The sequence below is a fragment of the Streptomyces misionensis genome (assembly GCF_900104815.1).
GTDB classification, from domain to species: domain Bacteria; phylum Actinomycetota; class Actinomycetes; order Streptomycetales; family Streptomycetaceae; genus Streptomyces; species Streptomyces misionensis.
The window spans coordinates 1,323,878-1,336,368 of record NZ_FNTD01000004.1 but is presented as its reverse complement, the minus strand read 5'-3'; the positions used below and the strand labels follow the sequence as shown (position 1 = coordinate 1,336,368).

General features: G+C 69.6%; 9 protein-coding genes and 1 pseudogene. 1 reads left to right on the top strand and 9 read right to left on the bottom strand.

Features of this window, described 5'->3' with window-relative positions; all coding sequences use genetic code 11:
• Nucleotides 1–28: 28 nt before the first annotated feature.
• From BLW85_RS07560 to BLW85_RS07540, 5 genes are all read right to left on the bottom strand, one after another.
• Nucleotides 29–1,441 (bottom strand): aldehyde dehydrogenase family protein, encoded by a 1,413-nt coding sequence (locus BLW85_RS07560; RefSeq protein ID WP_074991632.1) that lies wholly within the window; start codon nt 1,439–1,441, stop codon nt 29–31.
• Between the two features lie 105 nt (nt 1,442–1,546).
• Complete coding sequence (locus tag BLW85_RS07555; RefSeq protein ID WP_074991631.1) at nt 1,547–2,530, bottom strand: quinone oxidoreductase family protein; 984 nt, start codon at nt 2,528–2,530, stop codon at nt 1,547–1,549.
• A 250-nt stretch (nt 2,531–2,780) separates the two neighbouring features.
• Complete coding sequence (locus BLW85_RS07550) at nt 2,781–3,392, bottom strand: FMN reductase (RefSeq protein ID WP_074991630.1); 612 nt, start codon at nt 3,390–3,392, stop codon at nt 2,781–2,783.
• Entirely contained in the window at nt 3,389–4,471 is a 1,083-nt protein-coding gene (locus BLW85_RS07545) for a CE1758 family FMN-dependent luciferase-like monooxygenase (RefSeq protein ID WP_074991629.1), read from the bottom strand. The genes BLW85_RS07550 and BLW85_RS07545 overlap by 4 nt, the downstream gene beginning before the upstream one ends.
• Nucleotides 4,472–4,709: 238 nt before the next feature.
• Nucleotides 4,710–5,222: a nuclear transport factor 2 family protein gene (locus tag BLW85_RS07540; protein ID WP_074991628.1), complete on the bottom strand. Its 513-nt coding sequence runs from the start codon at nt 5,220–5,222 to the stop codon at nt 4,710–4,712.
• Between the two features lie 165 nt (nt 5,223–5,387).
• Here BLW85_RS07540 and BLW85_RS07535 point away from each other — a divergent pair, with 165 nt between their 5' ends.
• Entirely contained in the window at nt 5,388–6,080 is a 693-nt protein-coding gene (locus tag BLW85_RS07535; RefSeq protein WP_074991627.1) for a TetR/AcrR family transcriptional regulator, read from the top strand.
• A gap of 63 nt (nt 6,081–6,143) precedes the next feature.
• Here the strand turns inward: BLW85_RS07535 and BLW85_RS07530 are convergent, their stop codons facing one another.
• The 4 genes and pseudogenes from BLW85_RS07530 to BLW85_RS07515 form a co-directional block, all read right to left on the bottom strand.
• Nucleotides 6,144–6,638 carry an SRPBCC family protein gene (locus tag BLW85_RS07530; RefSeq protein WP_074991626.1) on the bottom strand — a complete coding sequence of 165 codons (495 nt, stop codon included), beginning with the start codon at nt 6,636–6,638 and terminating at the stop codon, nt 6,144–6,146.
• Between the two features lie 132 nt (nt 6,639–6,770).
• A complete protein-coding gene (locus tag BLW85_RS07525; protein WP_074991625.1) occupies nt 6,771–9,578 on the bottom strand; it encodes an AAA family ATPase in 2,808 nt (935 codons plus the stop codon).
• A 182-nt stretch (nt 9,579–9,760) separates the two neighbouring features.
• Nucleotides 9,761–9,899: pseudogene (locus tag BLW85_RS40755) on the bottom strand (IS5 family transposase); the annotation flags it as partial.
• A 1,521-nt stretch (nt 9,900–11,420) separates the two neighbouring features.
• Nucleotides 11,421–12,434, bottom strand: a complete 1,014-nt coding sequence (locus BLW85_RS07515; RefSeq protein WP_074991624.1) for an NADPH:quinone reductase — start codon at nt 12,432–12,434, stop codon at nt 11,421–11,423.
• Between the last annotated feature and the right edge of the window lie 57 nt (nt 12,435–12,491).

The window sequence follows — 12,491 nt, the reverse complement described above, 5'->3', positions numbered from 1 at the left end:
AGGGGTCCGGCACTGGGCTGGCAGGCGGTCAGCTGAAGACCGCCTGGGTCTCCAGGTAGGCCGCCAGTCCGAAGCGGCCGAACTCGCGGCCGAGACCCGACTGCTTGAAGCCGCCGAAGGGGGCGTCGGGGGCGTCGATGATCTCGTTGATCATCACGCGCCCGGCCTGGAGACGCCGCGCAAGGGCCTGCCCGCGTCGGGTGTCGCCGGTGGCGATGTAGGCGTGCAGCCCGTACGGGCTGTCGTTGGCGATCGCAACGGCCTCGTCCTCGTCACGGTAGGTGATCACGGCGATGACCGGGCCGAAGATCTCCTCCTGTGCGATGGTCTGGTCGTTGGTCGCCGTCAGGAGGGTGGGCTTGACGTAGTTGCCGTTCTCCAGGCCCTCCGGGTGGCCGAGACCGCCGGCCAGGAGCTGGCCGCCCTGCTCGATGCCAGTCCGGATGTAGTGCTGCACACGGTCGTACTGGTCGCGGTCGAGAACCGGGCCCACGACCGTGGCGGGGTCACGGGGATCGCCGACCTTCAGGGCGCCGACGGCGTCGGCCAGCGCCTGCTTGAACTCCTCCGCGCGGCCGGCCGGAACGAGGATGCGGGTGCCGGCGATGCAGGCCTGCCCGTTGTTGAACAGACCCGCCCCCACGGCGAACGGGACCGCCTTGGACAGGTCGGCGTCGTCCAGGATGATCGTCGGCGACTTGCCGCCCAGCTCCAGGGTGACGCGCTTCATGGTGTCCACGCCGTTGTGGGCGATGATCTTGCCCGTCGCGGTGGAGCCGGTGATCGACACCTTGGCGACGTCGGGGTGGGAGGTGAGGACGTTGCCTACCGGGTCGCCCTTGCCGAAGACGATGTTGACCACACCGTCGGGCAGTCCAGCGTCGGCGAACGCGTCGAGAACAGCCTGGGCCTGCCAGAATCCGCGCTCGCTGGGCTTGACCACCACCGTGCAGCCGGCCGCCAGCGCGACGCTCGCCTTCATCGCGATGAACCAGCTGGCACCGTTCCAAGGGGTGATCAGGACGGCCACCCCGACCGGCACCTTGCGCACCGTCGCCCGGCCGATCTGCTCGGTGAACGTCTCCTCGGTCAGCAGCTTCTGTGCGAACAGGAACCAGTCGCGGGACTGGCTGACGATGTAGTCCGCGGTCGCCGTCGTGGTGCCGAACTCCTCGACCAGACCCGCGATCATGTCCTCGCGGTGGGCCTCGAAGGAGTCGGCCAGCTTCTGCAGGTACTCCCGGCGCTGGTCGAGCGTGGTGGCGGACCAGGCGGGCAGCGCCCGCTTGGCAGCCGCCACCGCCTCGTTGGCGTCGATGGCGTCGCCCAGCACACCCTCGGCGATCTGCTCACCGGTGATGGCGCTGGTCACCATCTGGATCTCCCGGCCATGGGACTCCTGCACACGGCCGTTGACGAACCGGCGATTGAGAATCTTCAACGTGATCATCCTTCGTATGACTGACCGGGCATGGAGCCCGGAGGGGTGAAACTTCGGTGCGCGCTCGGGCCGCGCGGGGGTGCGCCGCCTGTGCTGGCGCGGCTGTCAGGGCGTCAGCACAATCCGGGCGCCTGCGGTTCCGCTCTCGGTGAGCCGGTGCGCTTCGGCGGCGTCGGCCAGCGGCAGAACCCGGGTGGGAACATCCGCCAGGCCCTGGCTTACGGCCTTCAGGGCGGCTTCCGCGGCGGGGCGGCCGAGCTCAGGGTGGGCGGGCAGGTAAAAGCCAACCGCGAAGCCGAGCATGGCGAGGTTGCCGCCCCACAGGGCGCTCGTCTCCACGGTGTGCTGCCAGTCGCCGCTGGCATTGCCGACCAGCAGCATCCGGCCCATCGGCGCCATCACCCGCAGAGTCTCGGTGCGAAGCCGGCCGCCGACCGGGTCGACCACGACGTCGAAGCGCTGATCGCCGACGGCCTCCGCGAGGTCCTCGCTCGCGACGATGGCGTCGTACGGGAGAGCCGAGGCCTGACCCTCGGCCAGCGAGCTGCGGAGCACGGTGCCCACTACGGCGGAGGCGCCCAGGATGCGGGCCACGCCGGGGAAGCCGGAGGCCAGCCCGCCCAGGGCTCCGTGCACCAGCACCCGCTCACCGGGCTGGAGATGCGCCACCTGGCTGAGTGCGAGGTACGCGGTGGCGGCGTTGGGCACTGTGGTCACTGCCAGTGCCGGGTCGATACCGGTGCCTTCCAGGCTGGCGGTCATCGCCGCGTCCACCACGGCGACCGAGGCGTAGCCGCCCTCCGGGCCGGTGCCGGACAGGGTTACCACCGGCTCGCCGATCCGGAAGTCCGTCACGCCCTTGCCCAGCGCCCGGATGACGCCCGCCACTTCCAGACCGGGCACGTAGGGCGGCTGAGGCAGACCCTCCTGGTCCTTGTACACGCCCTGGCGGATGTAGGCGTCGATCAGGCCGACGGCGGCATGGCTGACGTCGATCGCAACCTGCCCGGGTCCGGGGACCGGGTCGGGCAGCTCGGTGAGCTCGAAGACCCCGGGATCCCCGAATCGGGTGACAATTGCGGCCTGCATAACTGCTCTCCTTTTCCGGTGGATTACTGCGTGCCGAGGCACTGCGGCCACCTCGTATTTCGAGAATTTTCGAATGTGCGGCGCGAAGCCGCGGGTAGGTCGACTTTGGCGTCCGCCGCGACCTTTCCCCTCTATTCTTACGACCGGGCGGTGAGCGACCATAAGTCAGATGACTGGCCCGGTGGCTCATTGGCGGTGAGCTTTGTTCTGCGTTCCCCGGTACCGCCCGGCCGGCCGGATTTCGCTGCGGTCAGTCGGCGTTCAGCAGCCGGTCGAAATTCACGTCCTGATAGGGATCCGCGACGATCGGCGCTTCCCTGCGCTGCACCTCGCGGGCCATCTCCACGGCCGCCCTCTCGACGCGCCGCATGAGCGAGGCGCCGGACGCCTCGATGTTGCCCCAGTCCTCCGGTGCGGCGAAGACCGTCGTGGGTACGACAGCGGCGTGCAGGTAGGAGAAGAGAGGCCGCAGCGCGTGCTCCAGCACCAGGGAGTGCCGTGCGGTGCCGCCGGTGGCGGCGATGAGTACCGGCTTGTCCACCAGCGCGGTGTTGTCCAGCACGTCGAAGAACATTTTGAACAAGCCGTTGTACGAGCCGGTGAAGGTGGGTGTCACCGCGATCAGACCGTCGGCGCGGGTGACCTGGTTCTGCGCCTCCTCCAGTGCCTCGGAGGGGTAGCCGGTGATCATCTGGTTCACCATGTCATGCCCGAGGTCGCGCAGTTCGACGTGTGCGACCCGCGATTGCTCGCCCCGCAGCTGCAGTTGCTCGTCGGAGGCCTGCGCGAGGCGGTCGGCGAGCAGGCGGGTAGACGACGGCTGTCGCAGTCCCGCGGACACCACCACAAGGGACCGGGTCATCGCGCGTTCTCCTTCGCCGTCTTGAGGGACGCGTGCGTGGGAGCCTCAGGGACGTGTGCGGGACGTCCGACGGCGAACTCCTTGCGGAGCACCTGGACCACCTCGCCGAGCAGCTCGATCTGCTCCAGCACCGTCTTGTGCGGCAGTCCCAGCGCGTCGACGCTGAAGAGCTGGCGCTGGTAGTCGCCCTGGGCGTACTCACGAAACGCGAGGGTGCGCTCGATCACCTGCTGGGGGCTGCCGACCAGCAACGCGGTCTGCGCGACGGTCTCCTCCAGCGACGGGCCGTGCCCCCACACCTCGGAGTTGTCGAAGTAGGGGCGGTATTCCTTGATGGCGTCCTGAGACCTGCCGCGCATGAACGCGAGCGCGGCGAGGCCGACGGTGGCCTGATCCGCGGCCCCGTGTCCGTGGTGCTCGTACCGTTCGCGGTAGAAGCCCACCATCTTCTGGACGTGGTGCTTGGGCCACAGCACGTTGTTGTGCAGGAAGCCGTCGCCGTAGTAGGCGGCCTGCTCGGCGATCTCCGGGCTGCGGATCGAGCCGTGCCAGACGAAGGGCGGGATGCCGTCCAGCGGACGCGGAGTCGAGGTGAACGACTGCAGAGGTGTGCGGAACCTGCCCTCCCAGTCCACCACGTCCTCGCGCCACAGTCGGCGCAGCAACGCGTAGTTCTCCACCGCCAGCGCAATACCGTCGCGGATGTCCTTGCCGAACCAGGGGTAGACGGGGCCGGTGTTGCCCCGGCCCATCATCAGGTCGACCCGGCCGTCCGCGAGGTGCTGCAGCATGGCGTAGTCCTCGGCGATCTTCACCGGGTCGTTGGTGGTGATCAGCGTTGTGGACGTGGAGAGGATGATGCGTTCCGTCCTTGCCGCGACGTACGCCAGTAGCGTCGTCGGTGAGGACGGCATGAACGGCGGGTTGTGGTGCTCACCGATGGCGAAGACGTCGAGGCCGACGTCCTCAGCCAGCCGGGCGTACTCCAGCACGGCCTTGATCCGTTCGTGTTCCGTCGCCTTGCGGCCGGACACGGGGTCGAGGACCACGTCTCCCACGCCGAAGATCCCGAACTGCATATCGGTCCCGCTTCCTGCCGTCATGGTCGAACGGCGATGTCGTCAGCCGGGCTGGAGCCTTCGTGCGTGCTCCCGCCTGCCTCTTCTCCTGTGGTGAATCCGGTCGCGCCGGTTGTCCGGGCGACGGGCCGGGCACCAGCGTCCGGCGGGCGGAGCGCGGCTGTATCAGTCGGATGACGTAGCGGGGTACTTGTCGGCTGGGACGGCTTCGCCGTCCCAGCCGCAGAGGTCGGCGGGACTACCGCTCCAGCAGTTCGACCGGCTCGGGGATCCGCGCGAAGGTGTTGAAGAAGCCGTTCTCCAGCCGGCGGTGAACGATCCGCCAGCCCTCCGCACGTCGCTCCAATCGGTCGTGCCACAGCCCGGTGTGGATGACGTTGGCCTGGCCGTCCCGCGTCTCATGCGTGTGGAAGAAGGGCGAGATCGCGGTCGCGGTGTCACCGTCGATGGTGACCGTCGCGTAGCCCTCGCGGTGCTGCCACTGACCGAACAGCCTGCCCAGCCCCTCGGTGGGCTTACGGTCCGCTCCGCGCATGAAGTCGATGTAGTCCGCCAGGCCGATCTCGGCGCCCTGACCGACGTCGGAGGCATCGATCACGGCGTCCGAGGAGAAGACCTCGGACCACTGGGCTGTCAGGTCCTGGTCGTTGTTGTCGCCCTGATGCAGGTCCTGACCCAGGCCGTACTTCGCGATCAAGTCCTGGATCGCGATCCGGTCAAGCACGTACAGGACATCGGATGCTGAGGTCATGGCTGTCGTGTCTCCGCCTTTTTGATGTGGTCCGCAGCGCCTGCGGATTGCTCCTCGCACGCTGCGGCAAACACCAGCGAAGCTAACGCAAAGGCATTGCGTTGTCAACGCAATGCCTTTGCGTTGAGCCTGACTAACGCGGGCCCCTTGCGTTAGACTGCGGGAGTGACGACTCACCGACCCAACTTCCAGCGCGCCTACTCGCCGGAGCACAAGGCGCAGAGGGCCGCCGACCTCATGGAGGCAGCTCGTGCGCTGGCCGGCCGTGACGGGGTGCGCGGTGTCACTCTCACAGCCATCGCCCAGCACGCGGGCGTACACGTGTCGGCCGTACGCCGCTACTACGACTCACGCGACGAGATCCTGCTCAACCTCACTCAGGAGGGATACGAGGACTGGTCGCGTGCCGTCACCGCACGGCTCGCCGGCCGCAGCGGTTTGACGTCCGTGGAACTGGCCCGCACCCTGTCGGACACCCTCATCGAACGTCCGCTGCTCTGCGACCTGCTCACGCACGCCACCCTCAGCCTCGAACGCGAGGTCTCCTACGAGCGCGTCCGCGCCTTCAAGCGCGCGGCCGGCGAGGCGGTTTCGGCCATCACCGACGCCGTCACCGCCGCGAGCACCCTCGACCGCCGCCGGGCCCAGGAAGTCGTTGTCGCGGCCATCTGCCTGACCTCACCGCTGTGGCAAGCCGGCCACCCTGCGGACAACCTGACCCGCCTCTACCGGGAAGAGCCGTCCCTGGCCCACATCGGCGTCGACTTCGAACCCACTCTCATCCGTCTGCTCACCGTCGTCATCGACGGACTGATCCTTGACCAGGACGCGGCGAAGACGACAGATCTGCCGGCCTGAAACGACCGGCTCGGCGGGCCGCCCCGAGACGGGCGGCCCGCTTGGTCTTGCCCCCGCAGGTGTTCAGTCTGCTTCCACCCGGGCTTTCAGGCGGGCCGGCAACCGGGTGTTCAGACGGCTCGCCCAGGCCGGCGGCGCCTCCTGTATGACCTTGGCCGTTGTGCCACGGGCCACCAGTTCGCTTTCGATCAGGGTCTGCCCCTCGGAAGGCGTCAAAAGCCATGCCTGATAGAACTGCAGACCGCTGGCGATACCCGACAGGCCGAGTCTGCGGTGCGTCACGATTTCGCCGACCAGAATCTCGAATCGGTGGCGGCCCGCCAGTCGGAATTCCAGTGAGCAATGCCGCTGCAACGTCCCTGAACAAGGGGAGCTGAACCGTACATCGGTCAGCCCTGGTATCCAGCTCGGCCAGTCCTCTGCTGTGACGAGCAGGTCGAACACCCGCGCCGCGGAGGCATCGACCACGGTGCGCGCCCGGCTGTGGCAGTCCGCGTCATCCGGTGTGAAACCGGCCGGCCAGTGAATATCCGGATATTCGTCGGCGGCGTCCTGCACGTCGCTACCTCCTGGCTGCGAGGAAGGAGGGCCGCGCCCTCATGGCGGGCGACCCGTGTCATTTTTCCTGCCTACGTTCCGCCATGGGCCCGCGACGGGCATACGTCAGATGACTGGTGACCACCGGTGTGGTCAGCGGCTTTCTTTCGCGTCCAGCTCGGTCAGCGCGTCACGCAGCGCGGTGCGTGAGGTGATGCCGAGTTTCGGGAAGAGCTGGTAGAGGTGTGTGCCGACAGTGCGGTGCGACAGATGGAGCCGCTCGCCGATCTGCTTGTTCGTCAGGCCGGAGGCTGCCAGGACCGCGATCTGCCGCTCCTGCGCGGTCAGTTCGGCGCTGCCCATCCCGGTGGACCGGGACACGGCATGGCCGGAGGCGCGTAGTTCGGCTGCCGCACGAGCGGTCCAGGGGGCCGCGCCGAGACGCTCGAACGTCTCCAGTGCCTCGGTGAGATGGGGCCTGGACGCAGACATCGCCCGCAGCCGTCGCAGGTGCTCGCCGTAGAGGAGGTGCACGCGGGCCCGGTCGAAAGGCCAGCGCTCGGTGTCCGCGACCGCCAGTGCCCGGTCGAACAGAACGCCGGCCTCGTCGCCGGGTGCGACGAGGGCCTCGGACGCGAGGGTGTGCATGGCCAGACGGGGCGAGAGCCGGGGCATCGCTGAGGCGCGCATCGCCGCTACGTGGGCCGCGGCTTCCTCCGCACGCCCGGTCCGTGTCGCCGCTTCCACCAGGTCCATCGCGACCCACAAGGCATGCGGGATGTACGGGGCCAAAGTGCCGGGCGGGCTCATCTTGGCTGCGTGCCGGTAGGCGGCTTCGAAGTCGCCGCTGCCCAGAGCCGTCAGTACTCTCGGCTGGTAGCCGAAGAGATCGGCGCCGTGCGCCCCACGGGGTGCCGCCCAGCGCGAGACCTCGTCGGCGAGCGCGGTGCTGGAGACGAAGTTCCCCTGAACTGCGGCCAGGAGCGCCTGGATGTACTGGAAGTACCAGCGGAAGAAGTTGTAGCCGAGTTCTTCGCACAGTGGCAGGCCCTCGTCGGCCAGTTCCCCTGCCTCCTGCCAGCGGCCCGCGAAGAAGTAGTCCAGGCATACGAGCATCAGCGCACCGAGATGGCGCCCCACGGGCGCGACGCCCTCACGGCCCCGGCGGATCACCTCCCGCATGGCCTCACCCATATCTGTGAGACGGTCGGGGAACGCAGCCGCGGTGGCGACGCGTATGACCCGCGTGGGATCCGTGTCGTTGCGGGAGTCGGCGATGAGGGCGTCCAGCCTGACCAGGGTCTCGGGCTCGCAGCGTGCGGGATCGGCGAACGTACGGCTGACCAGCCAGGTCAGCTCCGGGACGTCGGCCGCGAGCCGGTCGACGATCTCCAGGGCCGGCTGCCACAGCGCCGGCCGGCCCGAGAGCCAGCACACCTGCGCCAGCGTGTGCAGCGCGTCGGCCATGGCGTCTTCCCCGGCGCTGTCCTTGCCTGCCCGGCCGTGGTGGGCCGAGCGGATCGCACCGAGCAACAGCCCGTGCGCGGTGTCGACGTCACCATCCCCGTTGATCAGCAGGAAAACGGCCGCGGCGGCAGCGTGCAGGGAGTCGTGCCCGGCCGGGTTCACCCGTCGTGCCCCGGCGAGCAACTGGGAGGCGCCCGTGACCTCCCCGCCCGCGTCCGCGCCAATGTAGGCGGCCTCGGCCAGCCGCCGGCTCTGGTCCACCGCCAGCGGGCTGAGTGCGGAGGCACGGATCAACATGGCCACCGCGCCGACCGCGTCCCCACGGATCAGCCGGTGACGCGCGGCCTGTTCGAGCAGGTCGGCGACCTCCTCGTCCGGGCCGGCAGCCGCCTCGCCGAGGTGTGCGGCGCGTCGCTCGGGCTGCCCGACCAGAGCGTCGGCCAGCGCCTGGTGGGCCCACCGCCGGTCACCTGCGGCGGACTCCTCGACCACGGCCGAGCCCACGAGGGGGTGGCCGAAGGAGAGTCGCCGGGTGGTTGGATCCACCCTGACCAGACGGTCACGCTCCGCGGGAGCGAGGTCCACAAGACCGGCCCGGCCGGCCGCCGCGGCCTCGATCACCGCCAGATCGCCTGTTCCGTCGAGCACCGCGACCAGCAGGAGCTGACGACAGGCGGCGGGAAGGACCGCGACACGCGACGCGAACAGCGCCTGAAGCCGCTGGTTGAGCGGCAGCACCGAGGGCAGCGAGGCGAAGGCAGAGCGCTGCGCCCCGGTCAGGGAGGCCGGCAGTTCCACCAGGGCCAGTGGATTGCCCATGGCCTCGGCCATCAGGCGCTGGCGTACTGCGGGGGCCAGACCCGGGTGCCTGCTGGACAGCAGCTCAACGGCCGCGGCCTCGTCCAGCGGCGGCAGGACGTACTCGGGCAGTCCTCCCCGCTCGAAGTAGCTGTCGGAGTGGCTGCGGGAGGCCGCCAGGAAACCCACCCGGCTGCCGGCCAGGCGGCGGGCCACGAAGCCCAGCACCGCGTTGGTCGCCCTGTCCATCCAGGGCAGGTCGTCGACCACCAGCAGCAGCGGGGTCTCGGCGGCGACTCGCCGCAGCAGGAACAGCACGGCGGTAGAGACCAGCAGGCGATCGGGCGGCGGCCCGGTGCCGAGGCCGATGGCCACCTGCACGGCGTCACGGTGCGCGGTGCTCAGCCGGTCAAGATCGTCCAGCAGCGGGATGAGCAGTTGGTTGAGGCCCGAATAGCTGACATCCGCCTCGAACTCCGCGCCGGCCGCCCGCAGCACACGGTTTCCGCGCCGAGCCGAGGCCAGGGCCACCGCGTCGAGTAGGGCGCTCTTGCCGACGCCCGCGTCACCGGAGACAAGCAGTGCGCCGCCCAGCAGAGCGGAGTCGTCGAAGAAAGACTGGACGAACCGCAGATCCTTCTCCCTGCCGATCAGAGGCTCTCGCCCATGAACGGTCTGCGGCTGCACATCCATCATTCTCTCCTACGGCGGGACCGGGTCCGGGCGAACGCTGCCCACCCACGCCGGGCCTGCAATCACAGGATCCCCGGCCTCGCCCACGTGTAGAGCCGCAAACATTATCTATGTGGACGTCGTCCAGGCTGAGGGGGAGGGGGGAGTTTCCCCGTGATTTTGAACACGAGTCGCTCGACCGCTCACCGCGGGATCGGGGTGAAACCCTTGGTCCCGGGTGTGCGTGGCTGATCTCCATGTCGATGCCGAGGGTGGCGGCATGTTCGCGAGGTGCTGGCGGTAGCCGCCGTCGACCCAGACCTTGCGGATGCCGGGGTGCTCGCAAAGCCGCTGGGAGAGCGGCGCCGCCACCCCCGAGCTTCCGGCCCGGCTCGCCATCGCCGACCTGCACCACATCCCGGCCGAGGCCGTGCACACCCTGCCCGGGCCCGACTGGTTGCACCGAGGGGCACGATGTCACCGCGGCCGCCGCCCTGCTCGCTGTGGAGGAAGTGCGCCTGCCGCACCAGCTGGTCTCGGCCGGCTTCGGCCCAAAGCGTTCGGTAGTCGAGGCGGCCATCAGGGAGGCGGGCTGGGTGCGCTGCTCAGGGTGCGCGTATGTCGGGCCACCGGCCAACCACACCTGCGCCCCGGCCGGCAATCAGCCGCGCTCCTCACCTGAACCTGGGCTGCCGGGCCCCGCCACAGCAGTGCTGGCCGAGGCCGGGGCCGCCCAGGGCCGCTTGCTGCCCGGGGCGGCCGACCCGAGTTACGGCTAGCCGTGCCAGTCGTTGAAGTCGTTATGGGTATCCGTGAAGGTTCTTCTCGGCTTTGCGTGATGTGCGGCGCCGGCCTTCTCGGCACGGTGTACCTGGTCGACGGCGTCCGGCGACAGGGAGGCCGCCAGAGGTTCACCCGCTTCCTGATCTGCGAGGCGTGCTACGAGCGGGGGTGCCCGGACCCGGATAGGGGCCTGACCCGGGCCGCCTCCACTCGGCGGACCGAGTCTGCCGAGTGGTGGGACCTGGCCGGCCGCGGCGCGGCTCTCTCACCGCAGGCGTGTGTCGCCGGTTGCGGCCTGGTCGTGGTGCGCAGGGCCGAGGTGTTGATGCGAGGGGTGACATGCTCGCGGGCCTGCCGTACTTCCCTCACGCGTAAGCGTAACGGTGGGCGGGGATCGGGCCGCTCGTGCGGCTGTGGGTGCGGCAGGCCCGTTACGACTGGACGTGCGGATTCGCTGTACTACGGGTCGGCATGCCGTCAGAGGGTATATCGCCAGCGGCAGGCTGACCGAGCCTCAGCTCCGGCCAACTCCTCGAAGGACCAGCACGGCCAGCCGTAACGCCGCCGTCGCAGCCGATTCGCCTTGATCACCGGATACTCATCACCCTCACGTGGACCGGACATACCGAGGCGAGCAGGATCTCGGTCGTTTGCCGGATCAGGTCGGCGCAGGCTTCCGGCGGTGCCGCTGCAGTGCCGCGCCGACCTACGCGGGGACTCCGGCCTCTGCGGGCGGCGGGGTCTCCCACGGCAAGGGGAGCCGGTTGGTGGAGTACGGGGGCCGGCAGCCCCACCTGGTCGCGGTGTACGCATTCCGGTACGCCGGCCGCAGTGCACCGGTGGCCGACGGCCGGATCGAACGGGCAATCCCGGGAAAGGCGTTGTACGACGTCGAACCGTCCCCCGGAAGCCGAAGGGACGGACACACGCCACACACCGGGCGGCCATCGCGCGTGAACGGGACGTGCTGCTCCGCCATGCTCGTGGAGCCGGGCGCGCTGGATACGACCGGGGCGCGGCGGCATCCGTGGCCCATGCCGGTTCCCCGGGGCGGCGGGTGGGGGCGTGGTGGGCGGCGGGACGTCAGGAGATGACGTCCACGAGGACTTTGCCGACCGCGCGGCTTTCGACCGCGCGGTGCGCGTCGGCGGTGCGGTCGAGGGGGAAGCGGATCAGTGGCAGGCCGTGTTCCTCGCCGACTGGCAGCGCGCCGTCGTGCACCGCGGCGGCGACGTCCTGGGCGGCCGCGGCGCGTGCCTGCGGACCGGCGGTGTAGAGCACCAGGAACTGGAAGCGTGTGTTCAGCACCATGTTCTGCGGCACGTTCAGTTCGATCGGCTTCCCACCGTCATTGGCATAGGTCGAGATGGTGCCGCGGGTTCGCAGTACGGCCAGGTCCAGTGCGAGGTTCGTACCCAGGGCTACCTCGGCGACGATGTCGACGCCGTCCGGGGCGATCTCGCGAATTTCGGCGGCCGGGTCGCCCTCGCGATAGTTGATCACGTGGTGGGCTCCGGCGGCGGTGGCCAGCCGGGCCTTCTCCGGGCTGCTGGTCGTGCTGATCACGGTGGCACCGGCCCATCGGGCAAGCTGGATCACCGCGTGCCCGACCGCTCCGGCTCCGCCCGCGGCAAGCACCACCTTGCCGTCGAGTGCCCCGGGCCGCAGCCGACGCGGCCCGTCCTCGGCGACGGTGAGCGCGCGGTGCGCGGTCAGCGCGGGGACTCCGAGTGCGGCGCCGAGGTCGAAGCCGGCCTCGTCGGGCAGCGGCACGGCCTGATCAGCGGGTACAACGGTGAATTCGGCAGCGGTGCCGGTGGGCCGTCCGGCAGCGGCCATGAACAGCCAGACACGCTGATTGACCCGGCTGGGGTCGACGCCCTCACCGACGGCGTCGATCGTGCCGGCGCCGTCGAGGTGCGGGGTGACCTCGCAGAAGCGCACGGGGTGGCCGGAGCGCGCCTGCCAGTCGGTCGGGTTGACCCCGGACACGGCGACCCGGACGCGAACCTCGCCGGGCCCGGGTGCCGGCAGGTCACGGTCGACGAGCTGGAGAACGTCGGGGGCACCGTTGGTGCGGTAGACGATGGCCTTCATGATCCGTCCTTGAGCCTGGTGATCTGGGGTTTCCGGTGCGGCCTGACGGCCGTCAGG

Excerpts from the sequence above, each read along its gene's own strand:
- BLW85_RS07525 (WP_074991625.1), bottom strand. The coding sequence starts at position 9,578 with ATGATGGATGTGCAGCCGCAGACCGTTCATGGGCGAGAGCCTCTGATC.
- BLW85_RS07540 (WP_074991628.1), bottom strand. The coding sequence starts at position 5,222 with ATGACCTCAGCATCCGATGTCCTGTACGTGCTTGACCGGATCGCGATC.
- BLW85_RS07545 (WP_074991629.1), bottom strand. The coding sequence starts at position 4,471 with ATGCAGTTCGGGATCTTCGGCGTGGGAGACGTGGTCCTCGACCCCGTG.
- BLW85_RS07550 (WP_074991630.1), bottom strand. The coding sequence starts at position 3,392 with ATGACCCGGTCCCTTGTGGTGGTGTCCGCGGGACTGCGACAGCCGTCG.
- BLW85_RS07515 (WP_074991624.1), bottom strand. The coding sequence starts at position 12,434 with ATGAAGGCCATCGTCTACCGCACCAACGGTGCCCCCGACGTTCTCCAG.
- BLW85_RS07555 (WP_074991631.1), bottom strand. The coding sequence starts at position 2,530 with ATGCAGGCCGCAATTGTCACCCGATTCGGGGATCCCGGGGTCTTCGAG.